The sequence below is a fragment of the Lysobacter sp. HA18 genome, from assembly GCF_054057595.1.
The window spans coordinates 3,044,362-3,068,340 of record NZ_JBSRZL010000001.1 but is presented as its reverse complement, the minus strand read 5'-3'; the positions used below and the strand labels follow the sequence as shown (position 1 = coordinate 3,068,340).

General features: G+C 67.1%; 20 protein-coding genes. 8 read left to right on the top strand and 12 right to left on the bottom strand.

Annotated elements, in window-relative coordinates:
- Nucleotides 1-87: 87 nt before the first annotated feature.
- Complete coding sequence (locus tag ACVWWW_RS14925; protein WP_081671902.1) at nucleotides 88-2,352, top strand: PAS domain-containing protein; 2,265 nt, start codon at nucleotides 88-90, stop codon at nucleotides 2,350-2,352.
- Nucleotides 2,353-2,404: 52 nt separating this feature from the next.
- On the opposite strand, the gene ACVWWW_RS14920 is transcribed toward ACVWWW_RS14925, so the two are convergent.
- The 4 genes from ACVWWW_RS14920 to ACVWWW_RS14905 form a co-directional block, all read right to left on the bottom strand.
- Nucleotides 2,405-3,436 (bottom strand): nitronate monooxygenase, encoded by a 1,032-nt coding sequence (locus tag ACVWWW_RS14920; RefSeq protein ID WP_027081715.1) that lies wholly within the window; start codon nucleotides 3,434-3,436, stop codon nucleotides 2,405-2,407.
- A gap of 87 nt (nucleotides 3,437-3,523) precedes the next feature.
- A complete protein-coding gene (katG, locus tag ACVWWW_RS14915) occupies nucleotides 3,524-5,713 on the bottom strand; it encodes a catalase/peroxidase HPI (RefSeq protein ID WP_027081716.1) in 2,190 nt (729 codons plus the stop codon).
- A 334-nt stretch (nucleotides 5,714-6,047) separates the two neighbouring features.
- Nucleotides 6,048-6,563, bottom strand: coding sequence for a hypothetical protein (locus ACVWWW_RS14910; RefSeq protein WP_081671903.1), 516 nt, complete (start codon nucleotides 6,561-6,563; stop codon nucleotides 6,048-6,050).
- A 13-nt stretch (nucleotides 6,564-6,576) separates the two neighbouring features.
- Nucleotides 6,577-7,308, bottom strand: coding sequence for a hypothetical protein (locus tag ACVWWW_RS14905; protein WP_456998727.1), 732 nt, complete (start codon nucleotides 7,306-7,308; stop codon nucleotides 6,577-6,579).
- Here ACVWWW_RS14905 and ACVWWW_RS14900 point away from each other — a divergent pair.
- A complete protein-coding gene (locus ACVWWW_RS14900) occupies nucleotides 7,307-8,917 on the top strand; it encodes an EAL domain-containing protein (protein ID WP_051234620.1) in 1,611 nt (536 codons plus the stop codon). The genes ACVWWW_RS14905 and ACVWWW_RS14900 overlap by 2 nt on opposite strands.
- Here the strand turns inward: ACVWWW_RS14900 and ACVWWW_RS14895 are convergent.
- Nucleotides 8,914-10,110, bottom strand: a complete 1,197-nt coding sequence (locus ACVWWW_RS14895) for a sensor domain-containing phosphodiesterase (RefSeq protein WP_196804302.1) — start codon at nucleotides 10,108-10,110, stop codon at nucleotides 8,914-8,916. The genes ACVWWW_RS14900 and ACVWWW_RS14895 overlap by 4 nt on opposite strands.
- A gap of 391 nt (nucleotides 10,111-10,501) precedes the next feature.
- On the opposite strand from ACVWWW_RS14895, the gene ACVWWW_RS14890 reads away from it, so the two are divergent.
- Nucleotides 10,502-13,003 carry an Ig-like domain-containing protein gene (locus ACVWWW_RS14890; protein ID WP_027081718.1) on the top strand — a complete coding sequence of 834 codons (2,502 nt, stop codon included), beginning with the start codon at nucleotides 10,502-10,504 and terminating at the stop codon, nucleotides 13,001-13,003.
- Nucleotides 13,004-13,047: 44 nt separating this feature from the next.
- Here ACVWWW_RS14890 and ACVWWW_RS14885 read toward each other — a convergent pair whose 3' ends face one another.
- Together ACVWWW_RS14885 and ACVWWW_RS14880 are read right to left on the bottom strand one after the other, a co-directional pair.
- On the bottom strand, nucleotides 13,048-13,791 hold the full coding sequence (locus tag ACVWWW_RS14885; protein WP_027081719.1) for an SDR family oxidoreductase: 744 nt from the start codon (nucleotides 13,789-13,791) through the stop codon (nucleotides 13,048-13,050).
- Between the two features lie 10 nt (nucleotides 13,792-13,801).
- On the bottom strand, nucleotides 13,802-15,118 hold the full coding sequence (locus ACVWWW_RS14880; protein ID WP_027081720.1) for a family 1 glycosylhydrolase: 1,317 nt from the start codon (nucleotides 15,116-15,118) through the stop codon (nucleotides 13,802-13,804).
- 136 nt (nucleotides 15,119-15,254) lie between these two features.
- On the opposite strand from ACVWWW_RS14880, the gene ACVWWW_RS14875 reads away from it, so the two are divergent.
- The 5 genes from ACVWWW_RS14875 to hemC all read left to right on the top strand — a co-directional run bounded on the left by ACVWWW_RS14875 (nucleotide 15,255) and on the right by hemC (nucleotide 18,435).
- Nucleotides 15,255-15,608, top strand: coding sequence for a four-helix bundle copper-binding protein (locus tag ACVWWW_RS14875; RefSeq protein ID WP_027081721.1), 354 nt, complete (start codon nucleotides 15,255-15,257; stop codon nucleotides 15,606-15,608).
- A gap of 44 nt (nucleotides 15,609-15,652) precedes the next feature.
- Nucleotides 15,653-16,339 (top strand): alpha/beta hydrolase, encoded by a 687-nt coding sequence (locus ACVWWW_RS14870; protein ID WP_027081722.1) that lies wholly within the window; start codon nucleotides 15,653-15,655, stop codon nucleotides 16,337-16,339.
- A gap of 76 nt (nucleotides 16,340-16,415) precedes the next feature.
- Nucleotides 16,416-17,138 (top strand): LytR/AlgR family response regulator transcription factor, encoded by a 723-nt coding sequence (locus ACVWWW_RS14865; protein ID WP_027081723.1) that lies wholly within the window; start codon nucleotides 16,416-16,418, stop codon nucleotides 17,136-17,138.
- A 1-nt stretch (nucleotide 17,139) separates the two neighbouring features.
- Entirely contained in the window at nucleotides 17,140-17,418 is a 279-nt protein-coding gene (locus ACVWWW_RS14860) for a hypothetical protein (RefSeq protein ID WP_027081724.1), read from the top strand.
- 78 nt (nucleotides 17,419-17,496) lie between these two features.
- Entirely contained in the window at nucleotides 17,497-18,435 is a 939-nt protein-coding gene (hemC, locus tag ACVWWW_RS14855) for a hydroxymethylbilane synthase (protein WP_051234624.1), read from the top strand.
- Nucleotides 18,436-18,454: 19 nt separating this feature from the next.
- Here the strand turns inward: hemC and ACVWWW_RS14850 are convergent, their stop codons facing one another.
- The 5 genes from ACVWWW_RS14850 to ACVWWW_RS14830 are packed head-to-tail and all read right to left on the bottom strand — an operon-like array spanning nucleotide 18,455 to nucleotide 23,849.
- Complete coding sequence (locus ACVWWW_RS14850) at nucleotides 18,455-18,853, bottom strand: SgcJ/EcaC family oxidoreductase (protein ID WP_027081725.1); 399 nt, start codon at nucleotides 18,851-18,853, stop codon at nucleotides 18,455-18,457.
- 26 nt (nucleotides 18,854-18,879) lie between these two features.
- Nucleotides 18,880-19,830, bottom strand: coding sequence for a DmsC/YnfH family molybdoenzyme membrane anchor subunit (locus ACVWWW_RS14845; protein WP_027081726.1), 951 nt, complete (start codon nucleotides 19,828-19,830; stop codon nucleotides 18,880-18,882).
- Nucleotides 19,831-19,837: 7 nt separating this feature from the next.
- Nucleotides 19,838-20,752, bottom strand: a complete 915-nt coding sequence (locus tag ACVWWW_RS14840) for a 4Fe-4S dicluster domain-containing protein (RefSeq protein ID WP_081671906.1) — start codon at nucleotides 20,750-20,752, stop codon at nucleotides 19,838-19,840.
- A 2-nt stretch (nucleotides 20,753-20,754) separates the two neighbouring features.
- The gene (locus tag ACVWWW_RS14835; RefSeq protein WP_027081728.1) at nucleotides 20,755-20,967 is read right to left on the bottom strand and encodes a hypothetical protein; all 213 of its coding nucleotides are present in this window, start codon (nucleotides 20,965-20,967) and stop codon (nucleotides 20,755-20,757) included.
- Nucleotides 20,964-23,849 carry a molybdopterin oxidoreductase family protein gene (locus tag ACVWWW_RS14830; protein WP_036140971.1) on the bottom strand — a complete coding sequence of 962 codons (2,886 nt, stop codon included), beginning with the start codon at nucleotides 23,847-23,849 and terminating at the stop codon, nucleotides 20,964-20,966. Before ACVWWW_RS14830 ends, ACVWWW_RS14835 begins: the two co-directional genes overlap by 4 nt.
- Nucleotides 23,850-23,979: the final 130 nt, after the last annotated feature.

Sequence of the window (23,979 nt, the reverse complement as noted above, 5' to 3'; positions counted from 1 at the left end):
CCCGACCGACCCCGAACAGCGCCGCTGTCCACGCGGCGCTGCGTACCCCTGACGTAAACTCCACGCTCCCACGGCTCGGCGCTCGACATGAATTCACGTGACGTAATGCGCGTGATCGAGTGCCTTCCGGGCAACTACGCGTTGCTGCGCGCGGTGCCGGGTTATCCGATCGCCGCGGTGAGCCGCCAGCTCGCAGGGTTCGCGACGGACGCCAACGACGTCATCGGACGGCCGCTTTTCGATGTGTTCCCGGAAGCCCCCGAAGCGCCGGGCAGCGTCGCGCGGCTGGCCGCGTCGTTCGACAACGTGATCACAACGCGTTTCGCCGCTCGTCACGAGCAACGCTTCGACGTCTTCAATCATGAAGCCGGCCGATTCGAAGAGCGCTACTGGTCGGCGTTCAACACGCCGATCTTCGATGACGACGGCAATGTCGCCTACATCCTCCATCACTCGGAAGATGCAGCGACCGAGGCCCGCCACGGTTCGACGGCCATCCTCGATGCGATGACGGAAGGCGTGTTCACGCTCGACCGGCAATGGCGCTTCAACTACGTCAATCCGGAGGCCTACCGCATCCTCAGGCACGAGCCGGGCTCGCTGCGCGGAAAGATGATCTGGGAGCATTTCCCGGGCACCGAAGAGAGCGCGTTCGGCGAGCACTACCGGCGCACGATGGAGGAGCGTCGCAAGAGTTCGTTCACCGCGTTCTATCCCGGCATGGACAGCTGGTACGAGGTGACGGCTTATCCGGCGCCCGAAGGCATCTCCGTCTACTTCCGCGACGTCACCACGCAGGTGCTGGCCGAGCAGGAGCGCGAGCGTGTCGCGTTCGATGCGGAGCGCCAGGCGCGCCTGTACGAGACCGCGCTCAACAACACGCCCGACTTCGTCTACATCTTCGATACCGACCACCGCGCGCTCTATGCGAACGAGGCGCTTCTGAAAGTCTGGGGCGTGGACGACGTGCGCGGCAAAACGTGGATGGAGCTCGGCTACGAGCAGTGGCATGCGGACATGCACGATCGCGAGCTCGCGCAGGTAATCGAAACGAAGGCGCCGATACGCGGTGAGATTCCGTTTACCGGAACGAATGGCCGGCGTATCTACGACTACATCTTCGCGCCGGTGCTCGACCCGTCGGGCGACGTGGTGGCCGTCGCCGGCACCACGCGCGACGTCACCGAGCGCAAGGCCGCCGAGCAGATCGTTCGCGACCACGCGGACCGCCTGAGCGACGCCGATCGCGCGAAGGACGCATTCCTCGCGACGCTTTCGCATGAACTGCGCAACCCGCTCGCGCCGCTGCGCAACGGCGTCGAAATCCTGCGGCGCATGTCCGACGCGACCGGGCCGCAGGCGCGCGTGCATTCGATGATGGAGCGACAGGTGAATCACTTGGTTCGCCTCGTCGATGACCTGATGGAGGTGTCGCGCATCACGCGCGGCAACGTGCCGCTGCACATGGAGACGTTCACGCTCGAATCGGTGATCGAGAGTGCAGTCGAGGCGGCGCGGCCGGTGATCGATGCCGGACGTCACGAGTTGTCTATCGAACTTCCGAACGAACCCGTCTGGCTGCAGGGCGATCGCGTGCGCATCGCGCAGATCGTCGCAAACCTGTTGAACAACGCCGCGAAGTATTCCGATCCCGATGGACAGATCGCAGTGCTGGCGTCCGTGGCACCCGGCAACGTCATGGTGTCGATCCGCGACACCGGCATCGGCATGGAGCTGTCGGAAATTCCGCACCTGTTCGAGATGTTCACGCGCGGCGATCGCGTCAAGGCGACGCACCAGGGCGGGCTCGGCATCGGGCTTGCGCTGGCACGGCGGTTGGCGACGCTGCACGGCGGTTCGCTAGACGCGATCAGCGACGGCCCGGGCACCGGAAGCACGTTTACGCTGACACTTCCGTGCATCCAAGGCGCCGACATGACCGAAACGGCGACGGTCGAGGTGTCGCTGCCGCAGCTTTCGTTGCGCGTGCTGGTCGTCGACGACAACGTCGACGTCGGCAACAGCCTCGCGCAGACGCTGGGCATGGCCGGTGCCGAGGTACAGGTGGAAGACAACGGCACCAGCGGCGTGGAGGCCTATGACCGCTTCCGTCCCGACGTCGCCATCGTCGACATCGGCATGCCGCAGGTCACCGGTTACGACGTCGCCGCGATGCTGCGTTCGAAAGGCGCGACGATTCCGCTGGTCGCACTCACGGGCTGGGGCCAGACGACCGATCGCGAACGCGCGCTGGCTGCGGGCTTTGACCACCATCTGGTAAAGCCGGTGGCGATTCCGCTGCTGATTCGACTGCTGAAGTCGATGGAAGACGGCGTGCGCGCTTCGAACTGAGTTGCGTTCGACGACGTTCGTTCGACTGCGCGTCGAACAATCGCGCTTCGTTCTAGCCGACGCCTGCCAGCGCGCGCGTCACGTCCGCCGCACTCATTCCGTCGAACCTGCCGCGCTTCATGCCCGACCACAACGGCGTGAAGTCGTCGCGCCCGGATGCTTCCGCGTGCGCGCGCAACGGCGCGAGTGCCTGCGATGCCCACGGAAACGTCGGCGCAAGATCGGACAGCGGGCCCAGATCGCGCATCAGGCGATTGACCAGCCCGCGTGCGGGCCGACCGCTGAAGAGGTTGGTGATCGCGGTTTCGCGTTCCACATCCTTCAGCGCCGCGCGATGCACCGACGTGGTCGTCGCTTCCGCGCAGGCGAGATACGCCGTGCCGACCTGCACGGCGATCGCGCCGGCGGCGAGCGCACGCTGCACGTCGCCGCCGTCGGCAATCCCACCGGCCGCGATGACAGGCAGCGAAAGATTCGACGACAGCGATGCGACGAGATCGAGCGTTGACGGCTGTAGCGCGAGGTCGTCCGACAGGAAATGCCCGCGATGCCCGCCGGCTTCGATGCCCTGCGCGATCACGACGTCCGCACCGTTGCGTTCGAGCCAGCGGCCTTCGTCGAGTGTTGTGGCCGAGGCCAGCACGAGCGCGCCCCACGCCTTGACGCGCGCCAGCAGTTCGGGCGCCGGCAGGCCGAAGTGGAAGCTGACCACGCGCGGCCGATAGCGTTCGAGTAGTGCGACGGTGTCGGCATCGATCGGTCGTCGCGCGCCCGCGTTGCTCGGCGGCGGCATCTCGATGCCGGCTTCGCGGTAGTACGGCGCAAGTACATCACGCCAGCGCTGCAGTTGCGTGGCGTTCGGTTCCGCCATCTCGTGGCAGAAGAAGTTGAGATTGATGGGGGCTTCGAGCGACGCGAAGCGATCGAGCGCACGTTCGAGCTGCTCGCGACCGAGAAGTGCGCAGGGCATGGAGCCCAGCGCACCGGCTGACGACGCGGCGATCGCGAGCGCTTCGTCCTGCACGCCCGCCATCGGCGCCTGGATGACGGGCAGTGCGATTCCGAGGGACTGCAGGACGCTCATGCATCGCTCCGCGCGGGGCCGCCGCATCGCGACGATACCGCGGTGAACACGACGGCGCGTCCATGCCGTCGTGTTCGTTGCAGCCAATTACGCCGCCTGCCGGTAACGTAGGTCGAAGCGGTCCAGCTCCATCACCTTCGTCCAAGCGGCGATGAAGTCGTGCACGAAGTCGGCTTCGCCATCGCTGGCCGCGTACACCTCGGAGAGCGCGCGCAGCTGCGAGTTGGAGCCGAAGATCAGGTCGACCAGCGTCGCCGTCCAGCGCAGTTCGCCGGTCTTGCGGTCGCGGCCTTCGAACACGCCCGGGTTGGATTCGGACTTCTGCCACGCGGTGCGCATGTCGAGAAGGTTGACGAAGAAATCCGGCGTCAACGTGCCGGGCCGCGCGGTGAATACGCCGTGCGGCGCGTGGCCGGTGTTGGCATCGAGCGCGCGCAGGCCACCGACGAGCACCGTCATCTCGGGTGCAGTGAGCGTGAGCAATGCGGCGCGATCGATGAGTGCCGTCGCGGCTGCGGCTTCGTTGCCGGCGCGCGTGTAGTTGCGGAAGCCGTCGGCCGCGGGTTCCAGCACTTCGAACGAGTCGACATCGGTCTGATCGAGCGATGCATCGACGCGGCCCGGCGTGAACGGCACGGTGATGTCGTGTCCCGCTTTGCGCGCTGCAGCTTCGACAGCCGCGCAACCGCCGAGCACGATGAGATCTGCCAGCGACACCTTCTTGCCGACGGATTGCGATGCATTGAAGTCGCGCTGGATCGCCTCCAGCGTCGACAGCACCTGCGCGAGTTCGGCGGGTTCGTTCGCTTCCCAGTTGTTCTGCGGCGCGAGTCGGATGCGTGCGCCGTTCGCACCGCCGCGAAGATCCGTGCCGCGGAACGTCGATGCCGATGCCCATGCCGTCTTGACCAGTTGCTGGATCGCGAGACCCGAGTCGAGCAGACGCTGCTTGAGCGACGCGATGTCGGCATCGTCCATCAGGGCATGGTCGATAGGTGGCAGCGGGTCCTGCCAGATCAGGTCTTCCTGCGGCACCAGCGGGCCGAGGTAGCGCACCTTCGGGCCCATGTCGCGATGCGTGAGCTTGAACCACGCCCGTGCGAATGCATCGGCGAACCTGTCGGGGTTCGCCATGAAGTCGCGCGAGATCTTTTCGTAGACCGGATCGAAACGCAGGGCGAGGTCGGCGGTGGTCATCATCGGCTGGTGCACCTTGCCGGGGATGTGCGCATCAGGCACGTTGCGGTTCGCATCGCCCTTGGGCTTCCACTGCTGTGCGCCGGCGGGGCTGGTGGTGAGTTCCCATTCGTTGCCGAACAGCGTCTCGAAGTAGCTCATGTCCCAGCGTGTCGGCGTCGCGGTCCACGCGCCTTCGAGGCCGCTCGTGATCGCATGCGCACCGATGCCGCTTTCGTACGAACTCTTCCAGCCCAAGCCGAGTTCCTCGATGTTCGAGCCTTCCGGTTCGGCGCCGACGTGATGCGCGGGACCTGCGCCGTGGCATTTGCCGAACGTGTGACCGCCCGCGACGAGCGCGACCGTCTCCTCGTCGTTCATCGCCATGCGGCCGAACGTGTCGCGGATGTCGCGCGCGGAACCAATGGGGTCGGGTTTGCCGTTCGGGCCTTCCGGATTCACGTAGATCAGGCCCATCTGCACCGCAGCAAGCGGGTTTGCGAGTTCGCGTTCCCCGCTGTAGCGCTCGTCGCCCAGCCACGTGGACTCCGGGCCCCAGTCGATCGGCTGCGGTTCCCAGATGTCCTCGCGCCCGCCGCCGAAACCGAACGTCTTGCAGCCCATCGATTCCAGCGCGACGTTGCCGGCGAGGATCATCAGGTCGGCCCACGACAGGCGCTTGCCGTACTTCTGCTTGATCGGCCACAGCAGGCGGCGCGCCTTGTCGAGATTGCCGTTGTCGGGCCAGGAATTGAGCGGCGCGAAACGCTGCTCGCCCGAGCGTGCACCGCCGCGACCGTCGAAGATGCGATACGTGCCTGCGGCATGCCAGGCCATGCGGATGAAGAACGGGCCGTAATGCCCGTAGTCGGCGGGCCACCACTCCTGCGAATCGGTCATCAGCGCATGCAGGTCGCGCATCACCGCATCGAAGTCGAGCTTCTGGAACTCGGCCTTGTAATCGAAGCCTTCGACCATCGGATCGGACAAGGCCGAGTGCTGATGCAGGACGCCGAGATTCAACTGGTCGGGCCACCAGTGCGCGTTGTTGCGCGTCTGTTTGGGATGGTGGGCGACCGGACACTTCGATTCGGCGTTCATTCGACGGCTCTCCTTGGGCGTTGCATGCATCGACTGTTGCGACCTGCGTGAATGCGGGATTCGTAGGCGACCTGCTTGTCGTGCGCGAACGCATCGGGACGTCGAAGTCGCGATGGATAGCGCCGCAGGATGCAGTGAACGATGCTATATCCGCGTCGTCGCCGGCCTAACGTAGGCCTGGACGACCGATTACGAAAATCGAATGTTCCGATCGCTGCTATAGCGCGGGGCTATAGGCGTCGAGGCGGAGGTTGTCCGGATGCGCGTCGTCGAGGCGAGCATCGTCGATCATGTCGACGCGCGATGCGTTTTGGACAGCGACTGGCGACGACGCTCAGCTCTTCGCGTCGTCACTCTTCGCCGAATCGTTCTTGGCGAGCTCGTCCTTCGCGGCCTTCGCATCCTTGCGCTTCTTCGCGAACCAGCCGAAAGCGGGCACGAGCAGCGTGGTCCAGACCCACTTGCCGTTGGCGTCGAGGAACGATGTCACGCGCTGGCGCGTGGTGACATCGACGTCGATCGGTTTGCGGAAGGTGCGCAGCGTGCGCGGCACGGTCTGGCCGTCCAGCGACACCAGCGCGTCCAGCGAGAGATTGAGCGTGTGATGCCCGGGCGCCTGCGGTGTGATCTCCCAGGCCCACTCGGTGACGCCGGACGACACCAGTTGGCGTTCGGGCGTCTGCGCGACGATGCGGAAGCCTTCGCCCGTAAGCCGCGCCTGCATCATGTTGGCGACCTGCACGGATTCGCTCGTAACCTTGCCCGGCCCTTCGATGCGCTCACGCAGCGTGGCTTCGTTCGCGTCGGGGCTGACGACGAGCTGCACGAGCACGGTCTGCTCGATGTTCACCGCCTGCGGCGCATTAAACGCGACGTGGCCGGGCTGCAGCTGCGCGAGAAGGCGATCGACGATGGCGGTCGAGCTTGCTGCGCTCGTGGTGACATCGTCGGGCGATGCTGCAGTTCGCGGCGTCGCGGTATCGCTCGCGTCCGCTTGGCTCGCCCGTGTTGCTGGCGCATTGCTCGCGCCCGTCGCTGCCGCTGCCGACGTTGTGTTGATTGCCGGTGTTGTGGGCGCCGACGCGTTGCCGTCGTTCGATGACGTCATCGCTGCGGATGACGCCGCGCGCCGCGACGGACGTGATGCATGCGGCGTCGCTGGTCCCGCAGCCCGCGTCGACCCATCGTCGACAGGCGGTGGCGGTGGCGGTGGCGGTGGCGGTGGAGGTGGAGGTGGAGGCGGAGGTGGAGGTGGAGGCGGAGGCGGCGGTGGTGGTGGTGGTGGTGGAACCGACATCACCGCAGTCGGCCCGCCTTCGCGCGTCGCGTGCATGCCCGCGCAGCCGGCCAGCAGCACGGCCGTCAGACCGAAGACGAGTAGCTTGCGCATCGATGGTCCCTCCCTCGGCCGCATGGTAGCCGAGCCGTCCCAGGGGCCGCGGCGCCACGGGACGCCTCATCGTTGCGAGCTGACGGCCGGCCGCCGACCCCGTCCCAATACCGTCCACCGGCACGTGCAATGCGCGAGCGCCCGCGCGCATGATCGGCAAGCGGCCCCGGGCGCCGGGCCGCGACAGGAAGATCGGAGGTGACATGACGTCGCTTGGGCTCCATCGTTCGCGCGTGGTCTGGATCGCGGTCGCATTGATCGTCGTGGCCACGGCATTGCCGGTCGTCGCATCGCTGCTGCTGGCGCGTGAGCAGGCGAGCGCCGACCAGGCGCGTCGCGCGTCGATCTATGCGCAGGACGTGCTGCGCCGTAGCGACAGTGCCGCCGGCCAGATCGAAGACGCGTTCAAGCATCTCGCCGCGACGCCCGGCGTCGACAGCTGCGGCCCGGCCGCGCGCAACGTGCTGCAGGGCATCGATGCGTCGTCCAGCTACGTGCAGTCGATCGGAATACTGCGCGGCAACCTGCTGTATTGCTCGTCGTACGGTGCGCTGGATCCGCCCATCGACCTCGGGCCGGTCGATTACACCTCCTCCGTCGGCATCCACGTGCGCCAGAACGTGGCGCTGCCGTTTGCACCAGCCAACCGCTTCATCGTGGTCGACAACGGCCACTTCGCGGCGGTCGTGCACAAGTTGCTGCCGGTCGACACCACGGTCACCGAATCGGGTACGTCACTCGCCGTCGTCGCGTTGACGGAGGACCGCCTGCTCGCGACGCGCGGGCGCTTCGACCCGGCGTGGGCCAAGGGCGCGACGTCGCTGAAGCCGGGCGCGCATCGCACGTTCACCGTCGACGGCCGCACGGTCGCGCAATACCGGTCGAAGCACTTCGCAATCGTTGCGGTGGCCACGCTCGACCCCGGCAGCTACAGCGGTGCGGTGGCGCGTGTCGCGCGCGTGCTGGTGCCGATCGGCGTGCTGCTCGGCGTGTTGATGGCCTACGCCACGCTGCGCGCTGCTCGCTCGCAGATGACATCGGCGGCGGCGATCCGCAGCGGCTTGCAGCGCGACGAATTCTTCGCCGTGTATCAACCGATCGTCAGCCTGATCGATCGCCGATGGGTCGGCGCGGAGGTGCTGCTGCGCTGGCAGCGGCCTGACGGCGCCATGGTGCGCCCGGACCTTTTCATTCCCGCCGCGGAAGATGCCGGCCTGATCGAGGCGGTCACCGCACGCGTATTGCGGCTGGTCGAACCCGTGCTCGCGGAACTCGCGATGCGCGAAGACCTGTTCTTCCTGTCGATCAACCTGTCGCCCGCCGACATGCTGCGCAACGAGACGCTCGAGTTGTTGCGTGACCTCGTCGAGCGCACCGGCGCGCGGCCGGGGCAGGTGCATGTCGAGGTGACGGAGCGTGCGTTCGCGAATACCGGCGAGGTGCGCGAGATGCTCAAGCGCATGCGTGCACTCGGCCTGCAGGTGTCGGTCGACGACTTCGGCACCGGTTATTCCAGCCTCGCCCAGCTCACCACGTTCGAACTCGATGCATTGAAGATCGACAAGGCGTTCGTCGACACCGTCGGCAGCGATGCGGTGACCAGCCACGTCGCGTTCCACATCGTCGAAATGGCGCGCGGGCTGTCGCTGGAAATGGTGGCCGAAGGCGTCGAGCAGGAACACCAGGCCGCGATCCTCGCCGAATGGCGTGTGCCGTTCGGACAGGGCTGGCTGTTCTCCAAGCCGCTTCCGGCCGACGAGTTCGTCGCGCGGCTGCCCGTGTTGTCACCCATCGATTCGACGGTCGCGTTCTAGTGCAGCGTGGCATCCGGTAGGCCGAACAGAAAGCCCTGCGCGTAGCAGACACCGGCCATGCGCAGTGCATCGGCTTCGGCCGCGGTTTCCACGCCTTCCGCCACAACGGTGACGCCGGTGCGCGCCGCGAACGCCATCATGCCGATTGCCAGCGCCTGCTTCACCGGATCGCCGTCGACGCTGCGGGTCAGGCTCATGTCGAGCTTGGCGATGTCCGGCGCGAGCTGCAGTACATGGCGCAGGCTGGAGTAACCCGCGCCGACGTCGTCGATCGCGATGCGCACGCCGACATCGCGTAGGCGCTTCGCGGCATCGAGCAGCGGCGCGTAGTCGTCGATCGCCGCGTGCTCGGTGATCTCGACGACGAGGCGTGATGCATCGACGCGCGCGATCGCCTCCATGAACTCCGCGCGCCCGACGGTTTCCGGCGATGCATTGAGCGAAAGGAACATGCCCTGCGGCAGTTGCTCGAGCACGGGCAGGGCGTTACGCACTGCGCAGAGTTCCAGGTCGACGCCGAGCCCGACCGCCCAGGCCTCGCGGAACCAGACGTCGGGCGCGGCGTGCACCGGAGCGTTGAACCGCGACAGGGCTTCGACGCCGATCGCACCGCGTCCGTCGAGCGACACGATCGGCTGGAACACCATGCCGGGCCCGCCGCGACGCAGTACCGCGTCGATGGCGTCATGGCGCTGCATGCGCAGGTCGTGCGCGCGCATCGATTCGTCGAGCTGCACGCCGACCAGCCCCGCGAGGAAGCGCAGCACGCCGAGATCGCGCGTTCGCGACTCCGGATGCGGCGGAAAGTTGATGCAGCAGAGCGTGCCGAGCACGCGGCCGTCGGGCAGCTGCACCGGCACGCCCATGTACGAGTCGATGCCGAGCCGCGCGGTGAGCGGGATATCGCACGATCGCGCGTCGTGGCCGGCGTCGTAGATGGCTTCGGGCAGCCGCCCCTGCAGCATGCGATGGCAGTAGGTGTCGTCGAGCTCGAAGCGCGTGCCGACCGATAGCCCGGCTGCGTCGGCGGGGCCGGCGGTCACGCGGATGAGTTTGGCGTCGGGCGTGAGTTCGGCGACGAAGCTGACATGCGCGCCAAGGTAGTCGCGCGCGGAGGTCGCGATGCGTTGCAGGAATGCCGCGGCAGCATCGTCCAGCTGCGCCAGCGGCGAAGGATGTGCATTCGTGTCCATGCGAAGCCGAATCCCGTTGACGCCGGCGATATCGCGCCGACGTTCCGACGGTTCCATATCGACGGGTATTCGAGGCGTGAACCGGCCGCGGCAGGCGGCCCGTCGGCTGCGGCGGCCACGCGGGACCGTGGTGCATTGCAGCGGCAGAGCGTGAAGTCCGTCACGCGCGGGCGGACCCGGGCTGGCGGCCTGCGGACGGCTAAACCCGCGTCGGGAAAGGGAATTGTCGGGATCGGCCGCCCTGATCGCCGGTATATAACGAGTTCCGGTCAGCGATCCGGCCGCCGTTCGTCGGAAATGGCGCGCTCCGTCACGAAAGTGGCGGAAACCGCGTCGACCATCGCCGGGCAGGACACCCCGCGCATGGATGCGGACTCCCACGGACGCCCCCATGACCCGATCCGCTCTTGCCGCCGCGCTCGCGCTGGCCATCACCGCCATTGCGACCGCCGCCTCCGCGACCGAGTTCGCCCATCCCGACCATTACGAATTCGACGCGTCGATCGCGGCGCCGTTCCATGCGCAGGCCGGGCGGTTCCCGGTGCAGCTGCACTTCGACTACCCCGGCGCCGGCGATCGCACCGCTGCGGCGTGGATGTTCGATGTCGTCGCGCCCGATGGCCGCGTCATCGCCAGTGACCGCGGTCTGACCAAGCTCGGCGGGCGCCACGTCGTCGTGCCGGCGACGTGGAACGGCGGCATGCAGAAGGGCGGTGTCGCACCGGCCGGTTACTACACGCTGCGCCTGCGCGCGGTGCCGACGGTGGTGGATGCCAGCGACGCGCGCCCGATCGGCACGCGCATCGACGAAGCCTTCCGCCTGTTCGGCGACGAGACCGTCGAGCAGAGCTACGACGTGCAGGTCGGTAACGTCGCGCCCGCGCGCGTCACGCCGCGTGCGCCGTTGCGCATCGGCGCGCAGTCGGCTGCCGGCTCGACGCAGACGATGACCGCGCAGTCGGAACCGCAGTCGCTCACCGCACAGGCCGCGCCCGCGACCGGCGGGCTCGCCTACACCGTCTACTACGGCAACCTGCACAGCCAGACCAATCACAGCGACGGCGGCACACCGCTGGCGCAGTGCAGCGGCGCCGAGAACCCGCAGGCGGGCACCTACGGCCCGACCGACGCCTACACGATGATGCAGAACCAGGCGCACGGCGACTTCCTGCTCACGTCCGAACACAACCACATGTTCGACGGCTCGACGAGCACGAATGCGAGCGCGAACCCGACGACCGCGATCAACCTGTTCCACAGCGGCCTGACGCTGGCGAGCAACTACCGCAGCGCGCATCCGACCTTCCTCGCGATGTACGGCCTGGAGTGGGGCGTCATCAGCAACGGCGGCCATCTCAACATCCTCAACGTCGACCAGCTCGCCGAGTGGGAAACCAATTCCTCGGGCCAGCTCATCGGTGAAGTGAACACGCCGAAGAGCGACTACCCGGCGCTGTATTCGACGATGAAGGTGCACAGCTGGATCGGCATGTTCAATCATCCGGCCAGCAGCGGACAGTTCCTCGTCAATGGCACCGCGCTCGGCTACGACGCGAACGGCGCGCAGGTGATGGTGCTCGCCGAAGTGCTCAATTCCTCGGCGTTCTCCACCAACATGACCGAGACCGAGACCGGCCGCAGCAGCTACCAGACGGCCTGGAACATCCTGCTCGAGCGCGGTTACAAGGTGGCGCCCGCGAGCGACCAGGACAACCACTGCGCGAACTGGGGTCTGAGCTTCACCAACCGCACCGGCGTGCTGTTGCCCAACGGCGCTGCACTCAACACGACGAACTTCTACGACGCACTGAAAGCGCGTCGCACGTTCGCCACCGAAGACCGCACCGGCCAGCTCGTGCTCACCGCGAACGGCCATGTCATGGGCGAATCCTTCAACAACAGCGGCCCGCTCACGCTCACCGCGAACTACGCCAGCACCAGCGGCCAGAGCGCGCAGCGCGTGCAGATCTTCGAAGGCGTGCCCGGCCGCAACGGCACGGTGACGCAGCTGTATGAAGGGAGCGACACCACGACGTTCACGCCCGCCAGCGGCGTGCACTTCTACTACGCGCAGATCACGCAAGCGAACGGCCTGCGCCTCTGGTCCGCGCCGGTGTGGGTGACGCAGGGCACGGGTGGCGGCGGTGGCGACACGCAGGCGCCGACGGTGAGCGCATCCGAATCGGGCAGCAGCGGCACGGTCACGTTCTCGGCGAGCGCGACCGACAACGTCAGCGTGACCAAGGTGGAGTTCTACGTCGACGGCAGCCTCAAGGGCAGCGACACCACGTCGCCGTTCTCGATGACGCTCGACTCGACCACGCTGGCCAACGGATCACATACGCTCGTCGCCAAGGCCTACGACGCGGCAGGCAATGTGGGTTCGTCGTCCAGCGTCGCGTTCTCGGTGAGCAATACGACCACCACGACCGAACTGGTCAAGAACGGTGGCTTCGAATCCGGCACCACCTCGTGGACCGCGACCAGCGGCGACATCACCAACAGCAGCACGTACGCGGCGCACGGCGGTACTTATAAGTTGTGGCTAAACGGCTACGGTTCGGCAGCCACGGATTACGGCTACCAGACCATCGCCATTCCGTCGACCGCGACTACGGTGACGCTGTCGTTCTGGCTGCGCGTGGCGAGCGATGAAACCACCACGACCAGCGCCTACGACACGCTCAAGGTGCAGCTGCGCAATTCCAGCAATACGGTGCTGACCACGCTCGCGACGTACTCGAACCTCAACAAGGGTTCGACCTACGTGCAGAAGACGTTCGACGTGTCGAGCTACCGTGGCCAGACGGTGCGCGTGTACTTCGAAGGCGTGGAAGGCTCGCAGGTCGCGACGTCGTTCCTCGTCGACGACGTGTCCCTGCAGTCGAAGTAAGCAGCGCGCAATACAACGGCGCCCCGGGTCAACCGGGGCGCTTTTTACAGGCGATCCAGTCGACCGCCGTCCACGCGAACTTCCGCGCCCTGCACGAAGCGCGCGTCGTCGGATGCGAGGTACGCGACCAGCGCCGCCACGTCTTCCGGCTTGCCGACGTCGTTCTCGTCGATGGTCTCGACGCCGCTCTTGACGTTCGGGTTCTCGCGCAGCATCGGCGTATCGATCGCGCCGGGCAGGATCACGTTCGCACGCAGCCCGCGCGGCTTGCCTTCCAGCGATGTCGAACGCGTCAGCGACACCAGCGCCGCCTTAGCCGCCGCGTAGTTCGCGACGTGCGGCGTGGTTTCCACCGCATGGATGCTCGACACGTTGACGATCGCGCCGCCGGTACCCATGTGCAGGAACGCCTGTTTGGTGAAGAAGAACGCGCCCAGCAGGTCGACGCCGAGCACGCGCAGCCAGTCGTCGCCGGTCAGTTCCTCCAGCGGTTTGAACTGCATCAGGCCCGCGTTGTTGACCAGCACGTCGAAGCGCCCGAAACGATCGAGCGTGGCTTTCACCGTCGCTTCGACCTGTGCTTCCACGCTGACGTCGCACAGGCTGGTCAGCACGTCCGCCGCGCCTGCGGAACGCACTTCCGGTTCCGCGTGATCGAGGTTGGCCTGGTTGTAGTCGACGATCACCACGCGCGCGCCTTCGCTTGCAAGACGTTTGCAGATAGCCAGTCCGATCCCGCTCGCGCCACCGGTCACCAGTGCGACCTTGTTCTCGAAACGTCGATCCATGATGCGTGCCTCAGGTTTCGGTCGATGGAGTGTTCGCGGGCGCCGTCGTCGTGTCGTCGCGCTTTTCGGCGGCGTCGGCCTTCTGTTCTTCGTCGTGCGCGCTCGCGTAGTCGGCAGGCATCGTCACCGGCACCTGCAGGCAGACGCTGTTGGTCGGCAGCACCTGTTGCCAGTCGGCGATGAGCTGCTTGTACGCGGTGCCGACCGGGCGGATCTTTCGATCGAGGTCGTACAGGCCGACTTCGAACACGCGCCCGTTCGGCTCGCGCAGCGCGGTGTCCCAATCGACCTGGTCGGTCAGCGAGTACCAGGTGAATCCGACCACCGGAACGCCGTCGTTGCGCACGCGCAGCACGTTCGCCCATTCCTTCCAGAGCCAGTTGACCGGCTCGTCGCCATTCGGACCCTGCCGAAGATTGGTTTCGGTGTGCATGACGGGCAAACGGTAGCGGTCGTGGTACTGCCGCGTAATCACGTGGTAACCGAACACTTCGCCCGACGAGCGCGTGCTGCCGTCGGCGCAGACGCGGTGTTCGTTGGTGACGTAGTAATCGTTGCCCATGATGCAGTTGTGCTTGTACCGGTGCCCCATGAAGAAGTGGTACTCGTCGCGCATCATTCCGTTGTCCATCAGGTACTCGTACATCTCCGAGTTCACCCGGCGGCCGTAGTTGAGATCGAGCGAAAGGAAGCGTCGCGCGTTCATGAATTCCGCAGGCGCGATCGCCGACGGATTCTCCGCGTGGAAATATTCCGACGACTCGCTCTGGATGAAGATCGCGTCGGGCCGCACCTCGAGGATCGCGCCCATCGCGAGCACGTTCGCCTTGACGATGTTCTTCAGCGCGGTGACGAAGGCGCGGTCGTTCGCGAGTTCCTCGTTCCACCAGCCGTACAGCGCGGAGAACGCCGCGCAGATGAACATCTCGTTGACCGGTGTGTAGAGCTGCACCCACGGGTAGCGACGCGCGAAGTCGTGCGCATAGCGCGCGAACAGCTGCGGGAAATCGGGGTTCTGGAAGTTGCCGACCCAGTCGGGCACGCCGAAATGGCAGAGGTCGGTGATCGGCGCGATGTTGCGACGTCGAAGGTCCGGAAACGTCTGGTCGGCGAAGGTCCAGTCGTAGCGGCCGTCGCCCAGCCACGTGGTGTGGATCGGCGGGCCGTAGCGCAGCACCGGCACGCCGAGGTCCTGCACCAGGTCGAAGTCGAGCTTCCACTTCTCGTAATGGCCGCACAGCGCCATCTGGTCGACCCGGTGCGTGCCGCCGCGGATGGTCGGATAGCTGTTCTCGATGCCGGTGGCGAACAGGAAGTTGGGGGACATCAGGCGACCAAGCGGGGCAGGCCGCCGCAGCCTAGGCGGCTGCTCGCGCACGGGGCATGAAATCGCCACGGCCGCATCGACGCACGGTCGACGCCGCGGGCGTGAAGGTGGGCGACCCGTTCCGTGGAGCACCGACATGGCCAACGCGACGAGCACGCGCGATCCGTCGATGGACGAATGCATCGCCAACTGCACCGACTGCCACGCGGTCTGCGTCGAGACGATGCGTCATTGCCTCGAGCGCGGCGGCGAACATGCCGCCGCCGACCACATCACGTTGATGGCGACCTGCGCCGACATCTGCCGCACCAGCGCGGACGCGATGCTGCGCGGCGCCGACGTGCACGTGCACACCTGCCGCGCCTGCATGGAGATCTGCCGCCGCTGCGCGGAATCGTGCGAAGCGATGGCGGGCGACGACGAGGTGATGCGTCGCTGCGCCGATGCCTGCCGCCGCTGTGCGGACTCGTGCGCACGCATGGCCGCGTGAGGCGGCTATAGTCCGCGTCCCCGCACCGGAGACGCGCCGTGGACCTGCCCGAACGCATCGAAAAGGAAACCGGCGAGTCGCCGCAGTGGTCGGTGATCTGGCTGCACGGCCTCGGCGCGGACGGCAACGACTTCGCACCGCTGGTGCCCGAGCTCGTGCGCCCGCAATGGCCGGCGATCCGCTTCGTGTTTCCGCACGCACCCGTGCAGCCCGTCACCATCAACGGTGGCATGCGCATGCGGTCGTGGTACGACATCGTGAGCTTCGATCTCACCGGTCGCGCGGATGCGAAGGGTGTCGATGAATCCGTCGCGCGCGTCGACGCGCTGATCGCGAACGAGATCGAACGCGGCGTGCCGGCGTCGCGGATCATCCTCGCGGGTTTCTCGCAGGGCGGCGCGGTGACGCTCGCGGCAGGCCTGCGTCGCACCGAACCGCTCGCGGGACTGGTCGCGCTGTCCACGTACCTGCCGCTTGGCGCCGACGCATTGTCTCGACTGGACAACACGCCGGTGGCGGCGCGCAGCCAGCCCGTGTTCGTCGCCCATGGACGTCAGGACCCGGTTGTGCCATACGCTGCAGGTGAGGATGCGGCACGGCGACTGCGCGCTCTCGGCTTCCAGGCCGAGTTCCACGCCTACCCGATGGCGCACCAGGTCTGCCTCGAGGAAATCGACGCGTTGCGTGGCTGGTTCGACCGGATTCTTGCGACCGGTTCAGAAACTCGCTGACGCGACGCTTCCACGGACCCGCGGTAAGGCTAATATCGGTGCCGGGGGGGTATCGACGGAGGGGTACGTGGATACGCTGAATGTAGTTGTTGCCGAAGACGAGCCGTTGGCTCGCGACCGCCTGCGCGCGCTGCTCGAAGAGCAGCCCGGCGTATACGTGGTCGCGACTGCGGCAGACGGCACGCAGGCGCTGCAGGCATGCGCCGAACATCATCCGGACCTGGTCCTGCTCGACGTATCGATGCCGGGCATGGACGGGTTGGAGACCGCGCGGCATCTCGCCGCGAGCGAACCGCGCCCGGCCGTCATCTTCTGCACGGCCTACGACGCGCATGCGGTGTCGGCGTTCGAAGCCGAAGCGCTCGACTATCTGGTCAAGCCGGTGCGGCCTGAGCGACTCGCCGCCGCGCTCGATCGCGTACGACGCCTGACGTCGGTGCGCACGAACGGCGATGGCAGCACGCGCAAGCGCACGCACCTGTGTGCGCGCCTGCGTGGGTCGCTGCGGTTGATCCCGATCGACGACATCCACTACCTGCAGGCCGAAGAGAAGTACGTCGTCGTGCATCACGCACGCGGCGAAGACCTCATCGAGGAATCGCTGCGTTCGCTGGAACTCGAATTCGGCGACCGCTTCGTGCGCATCCATCGCAACTGCCTCGTCGCGCGCCACGAACTGGTCGAACTCAAGCGCAGCCCGGACGGCCACGTGCAGGCAGTTCTGCGCCACGGCCGCCAGCCGCTGGAAGTGAGCCGACGCTGCGTCGCCTCGCTGCGCGAGCGACTCGCCCATCTCTGACGTGGGCGAGTCCCCCGAATCGCCGCGCAGGGATCCGGCCGAGGCGGAAGCCGCGGCCGAGCGCCTGCTCGCGATGCATCGCCTGCAGCAGGCGGCCGACAGCCATGGCGTCGCGCACGACCGCATCGTCTCACGCCTGATCATCGTGGCGATCGCCGCGCTGGTCGGCGCCAGCTGCGGCGCGGTGATGGGCGCGCTGCGCGGCCACGGCGTCGCAGGCGCGCTGCTCGTGGGCTTGGTGGGCGCGATGATCGCGCTGATCACCAGCCGGCCGCGCTGACCGCGTAAGCCCCGCCCGGTTGGGCTAGGGCGCCCGATCCGCGACAATGCCGCGGTGACTTCGACCCCGACTTCCGGCGTGCTCCGCATCGCCACCCGAAAGAGCCCGCTCGCGCTCTGGCAGACCGAACACGTCGCCGACCGCCTGCGTGCCGTGCATCCCGGCCTCAGTGTCGAGCTCGTGCCCATGAGCACGCGTGGCGACGAGGTGCTCGACCGTTCGCTGGCTGCGATCGGCGGCAAGGGCCTGTTCCTCAAGGAACTCGAGCTCGCGATGCTGCGCGGCGAAGCCGACTGCGCGGTGCATTCGCTCAAGGACGTGCCGATGGATCTGGAGCCCGGCTTCACGCTGCCGGCGATCCTGACCCGCGCGGACTATGCCGATGCGTTCGTCAGCAACCATTTCGACGGGATCGACGCGTTGCCGAACGGCGCGGTCGTCGGAACGTCATCGCTGCGTCGGCAGGCGCAGCTGCGCGCGCGCAGGCCCGATTTGGTGTTGCGCGACCTGCGCGGCAACGTCAACACGCGCCTCGCGAAACTCGATGCCGGCGACTACGACGCGATCGTGCTCGCTTGCGCCGGCCTGCAGCGCCTCGGCTTCGACGACCGCATCCGCGCGCGACTGGCCGCACCCGACTGGCTGCCCGCGCCTGCGCAGGGCGCGATCGCCGTCGAATGTCGCAGCGACGACATCGCGACGATCGCGTTGTTCGACGCACTCAACGATGCGACGACGCGCGCCTGCGTCGACGCCGAGCGCGCCATGAATCGCGCGCTGCACGGCAGCTGCCACGTGCCGGTGGCCGCGTTCGCGACGCTCGACGGCACGCGCATGCATCTCGAAGGTCTGGTCGGTTCCGCGCTTGACGGTCGCCATGTGCGTGCGTCGGCCGATGGCGGCATCGATACGCCGGACGCGCTCGGCCAGCTCGTCGCGCAGGAACTGCTCGCGCACGGCGCGGCGGAACTGATCGCGGGATCGTCGGAACCGGATACCGGCCCGTTCGTGTCATGACGTCGCGTCGCGACGCGCGTTACTCGTCGCTCGGTGCGCCGAGCAGGTTGGCGTCGCGCACCAGCAGCCAGTCGCCGTTCGCCTGCCGCGCGAAGATCGACAGCGCATAGCCGGAGCGCGAACTCGCTTCGCCGTCGGCATCGGTCGGAATGGTGTGTACCGACAGGCGGGACACCGCGAACGCGGCGTCGCCGGTGACCTGCACTTCTTCGATATCCGCACTCGATTCGATGCGATGCGTTTTCAGCAGCGAACGCAGGCCGGTTTCGAATCCAACGCGTCCCTTCATTGGCGCGCGGCCCGGCACGATGAACTCCGCGTCTTCGCTCATCAGGGCGAGCACCGCGTCGACATCGCCCGCGGCGGTCGCGTCGTGCCAGTGCTGGATCAGTGCGCGGATGCGGTCTTCGTCGGACATGGTGATTCTCCGTCGCGGTTGCCGCGTCAGTAGTAGAGCGACACCAGATGCCGGGCCTCGGCGAAGAACAGCCAGCGCTCGACGAACGCGCCAATCAGCACCGATATCGTCGCGACGATGAGCAGTGCTGCGGCCGCCGATGGCAGCACCCACGCCGCCGCGAGTGCCAATGCAGGCACCGTCGCGAACATGATCATCGCGATCGCACGCAGGGTCGACGCATGCTTGCGCGCGAGAACGAACACCATTTCGCGCGTGACGAAGTTGCCTTCGGTATGCGGGCGTTCGAATACGGTGACCGTGCGCTGTGGCAGACCGACCGCATCGCCACGCGTCATCGGCAGCGGCACGGTGTCGATCGCGGTCCAGTAGCGACGCTTCAGCAGCGCGAGTGCGCCCGTACCGATGACGGCCACTAGCAGCGTCATGCGCGACGGCGGCGAACCGAAGATCGCGCGCAGGGCAAGGAAGGCGATGCCGCCCGTCACCAGTGCGAACAGCAGATAGACCGTGGGCACCGTGCGATGCGTCCACGCGGGAATCGGCTTGAGCGACGCATAGATCATCGACGTGCAGTACACCGTGGCGAGCGCGCCGACCACGAGCAGCACGGCCGCGACGATGAGTGCGATGCCGACCAACTCTGGCGCGCCTGTGAAGCCCGTTGCGACGAACCGCGGCAGCAACGCCACGATCAGCACCAGCGCCGGCACAAACGTCGCGAGCGATACCACGCCCTCGCGCGACAGCCATGACGTGCGCCATTGCGAGAACGCGCGCCACGCTCGAAGCGGCTTGCCCAGGTGCCCGACCGAGCACAGCAGGCCAACGATCGACGCGAGCATCCCCAGAACGAGTGCAGCGAGCAGTGCACGCGGCGACGTGCCAATCAACGCGGCAAAGCCGCTCCACGCCAGCAGGCCGTAACCGAGGCCCGACAGCGCGGTAAAAAAAATGACCGAGAGAGCGGGGTGCATCAGGACCTCAGCGCGACAGCACGCGATCGAGCCAGCGCAGCACCGGCGGCAGCGCCTGCGTGTCGACCTGCTCGACAACGGGTGCGACGGCAGCGGCACGACGCGGACGCGGCGGCAGGTATTTGTTGGTCGGCTTGTAGCCGAGCTCGGCCATCAGGTCGACGCCGCCACGTGCGGCGACCAGCTTGGACACGGCTGACTCCGGATCGGCGAGATCACCGAAGTGGCGTGCGCGCGTCGGGCAAGCCTGCACGCAGGCCGGCTGGCGCTCGGCTTCCGGCAGGTTCTCGTTGTAGATGCGGTCGATGCACAGCGTGCATTTCTTCATGACGCCTTCGACGCTGCTGTACTCGCGCGCGCCATATGGACACGCCCACGAACACAGCTTGCAGCCGATGCACTTGTCCTCGTCGACCAGCACGATGCCGTCTTCCGCGCGCTTGTAGCTCGCACCGGTCGGGCAGACGGTGACGCAGGCGGGTTCCTCGCAGTGCAGGCAGGAGCGGGGGAAGTGCAGCGTCATCGCCGGCTGCGACGCTTCGGCAGCGATCGACATCGAACTGCAGCCCGGGCGTGATGTCGCATCGGGGCTGTCGGCTTGCGCAGGCTGCGCGCGCGCCGCATCCATGCCGACGCCGCGATCGAAATCGCCAAGATGGCCGGCGTCGCGCATCGACGTATCGGACTCGCGTGGTGCAGCCGGCGCGTTGTCGTCGACCAGCACGGCCGCCAGCTCGTAGCTGTGCACGCGGTTAAACCACACGCCGGTCGGTTTTTCGCCGTAAGGCTTTTCGTCCGGCAGCGGCGCGGCGAAACCGCCCGCGTTCCATTCCTTGCAGCTCACCGCGCAGGCATGGCAGCCGACGCAGGTGTCGAGGTCGATGACCAGGCCGAGCTTTTTCGGCGTCGGTGGCGGAAGCATCGTCACCGGCGGCGTCCTCCGCGCGCGAGCGCGATGCCGACCAGGAAGATCGCGAGCGGAATCAGAAAACTCGGCGCGACCACGCGCATCAGGCCGCCGATATCGTCCGCCTTCGAAATGTCGCCGAACGGCTCGATCACGCCGTAGCCGAGCAGGATGATCAGCAGGAAGCCGAGCGCGACGAGCGCGTAGCCGATGAGGGTTCGCGTTTTCATGACGCCTCGCGGGTATCGCGTTCGCGGCGGAAATCGGCGCCGTAGCGCAGCGGTGCGTCGTCGGCGGGCGCCTGCGCGATCGGTGCGAACTGTGGATGCGACTGCGCGTCGACCGCTGCACTCGGCGTGATGCGCACGCGCAGGTCGAACCATGCCGCCTGACCCGTTACCGGGTCGGCATTCGCGTAATCGCCGCGCGGCGTGATGTCGGAAATCAGGTGGTTCATCAGGAAGCCCTTGGTGGCTTCCGGCGTGTCCTTCGGCAGCTTCCACGCGCCGCGGCGCTTGCCGATCGCGTTCCACGTCCACACCGTGTCGGGCTGCACGTTGGACGCGGTGCGCGCCTGCACGGTGATCGTGCCGTGGTGCGAGGTCACGTCGATCCAGTCCTCGTCGCGGATGCCGTGGCGTTGCGCGGTGTCGGGATGCAGGTAGAGGTAGTTGCGCGTCGCGATCTGCCGCAACCACGCGTTCTGCGAATGCCAGGCGTGGTACATGAACATCGGGCGCTGGGTGATCGCCGAGAGCGGAAACTCGCGGTCGCCCGTGTCGCCCTGCTGCGCCTGTTCGAACGGTTCGTACCAGATCGGTAGCGGATCGAAATACGTGGCGACGCGTTCGCGATGCTGCGGCGGCGGCACGTGCGCGCCATGGCCCTGCGCGGCGAGACGGAACTTCTGCAGTGTTTCCGAATACAGCTGCAGCACGATCGGCTGCGTGCTGCCGAGGAAACCCATGGTCTGCGCCCATTCGAGATAGCCGCGATTGGCCATCTTGAAATAGCGCGCGTGCTCGGGAATCTCGCTGCGCCAGAACCCGTTGTTCGCGATGTAGGCATCGAGCTGCGACGGATTCGGCGCGCCCTTGGCTTCCAGTGAACCGTCCGCGCCGCGCCAGCCGGCGAGCAGGCCGACGCCCGGCGCGCGTTCGTGGTGGACGATGTAGTCGGCGTAGTCGCGGTACTTCGGCGTGCCGTCGTCGTTGACGAGGCCGGGAAACCCGAGGCGCGCGCCGAGGTCGATCAGCACGCTCTGGAAACCGCGGATATCGCGTGGTCGGCCCTGCGAATCGGGTTGCGTGGCGGGGTCGAAGATCGGATGGCGGATCGCGTCGGCGGCGCCGTCGGCATCGGAGATCGGGCGGTCGAGCAGGCTGATGGAATCGAAGCGCTCGAGATACGTCGGATCGGGGAACACGAGGTCGGCGTACGCGACCATCTCGGATGAATACGCATCGCAATAGATGACGCGCGGGATGCGGTACTCGCCCGATTCGTCCTTGTCGGTGAGCCAGCCGATGGTCTCGGCGGTGTTCATCGACGAGTTCCAGCTCATGTTTGCCATGAACATCATGAGCGTGTCGATCTTGTACGGATTGCCGGCCCACGCGTTGCGGATGACGGTGTGCATCATTCCGTGCGCGGCGAGCGGGTAGCTCCACGAGAACGCATGGTCGATGCGGCGCGGTTCGCCGTGTTCGTCGACGACAAGATCTTCCGGCCCGTGCACGAAGCCGAGCGGTGCGGCGTCGAGCACGCCGTTCGCCTGCCGCGTGCGGCCGGGGCGGTTCGGCGGTGGAATGGGCTTGGGAAACGGCGGCTGGTAGCGGAACGAACCGGGCGTATCGACCGCGCCGAGCAGGAGTTGCAGCACGTGCAGCGCGCGGCAGGTGTGGAAGCCGTTGCTGTGCGCGCTGATGCCGCGCATCGCGTGCATCGACACCGGACGGCCGATCATCTCGGCGTGCTCGCGACCCCAGGCGTCCGTCCATGCGACGGGCAGGCGCAACTCGTGGTCGAACGCGTTCTCGGCCAGTTCGCGTGCGATGCGGCGGATGGTGTCCGCCGGCACGCCGCAACGTTCGCTCACGGCATCCGGCGCGTACTGCGGATCCATGTAGCGCTCGGCGAGCAGCTGGAACGACGGCACGGCGATGCGCCCATCGGCCAACGTGTACTCGCCGACCACCGCGGGCTGGACGTCGATCGAATTCGCGTCGACGCAGGCGCCGCTCGCGCGGTCGAAGCACAGCGGGCGGCCTTCGGCGTCGCGCGCGAACAGGCCGTCGTCGGCCGCGCCTTCATCGCGGATCACCAGCCAGTGCGCGTTCGTGTAGCGCACGAGGTAGTCGAGATCGATGCGGTCGTTGCGCAGCAACTCGTGGATCAGCGCGAAGGCGAACAGGCCGTCGGTGCCGGGGCGGATGCCGATCCATTCGTCCGCGATCGCGCCGTAGCCGGTGCGCACCGGATTGACCGAGACGATCTTCGCGCCGCGTGCCTTGAGCGTGCCGAGGCCGAGCTTGATCGGGTTGGAATCGTGGTCTTCGGCGACACCCCAGAGCATCAGGTAGCGCGTGCGCTCCCAGTCGGGCTCGCCGAATTCCCAGAAGCTGCCGCCCAGCGTGTACAGCCCGCCGGCGGCCATGTTCACCGAGCAGAAGCCGCCGTGCGCCGCGTAGTTGATCGTGCCGAACTGCTGCGCCCACCAGCCGGTCAGCGCCTGGCTCTGGTCGCGGCCGGTGAAGAAGGCGAGCTCGTCGGGGTTGCGCTCGCGGATGGGCCGGAGCCATGACGTCGCGAGGTCCAGCGCCTCGTTCCAGCTGATCTCCTCGAACTCGCCCGCGCCGCGCTCGCCGACCCGCTTGAGCGGCCGCGAGAGGCGGGCGGGGGAGTAGTGCTGCATGATCCCGGCCGAGCCCTTGGCGCAGAGCACGCCCTTGTTGACCGGGTGCTCGGGATTGCCCTGGATGTACCGGATTCGACCGTGCTGCAGCCAGACCTTGATTCCGCAGCGGCAGGCGCACATGTAGCAGGTGGTGGTGCGGACCTCGTCGCCGGGCGTCGGGGACGTGTCGATCACCGGTTCTGATGGGCCTCGCATCGCGTCATTGTGCCCGAGAGCCACGGCGCCGCCGCTCCCTGTTTCATATCCCGTTTCACATCCCGCGACGACCGCCGCGTCGAGACTGCGCCCCGACCGGCCCTAGCCGCTGGTGCGAGGGCAGTGCCAT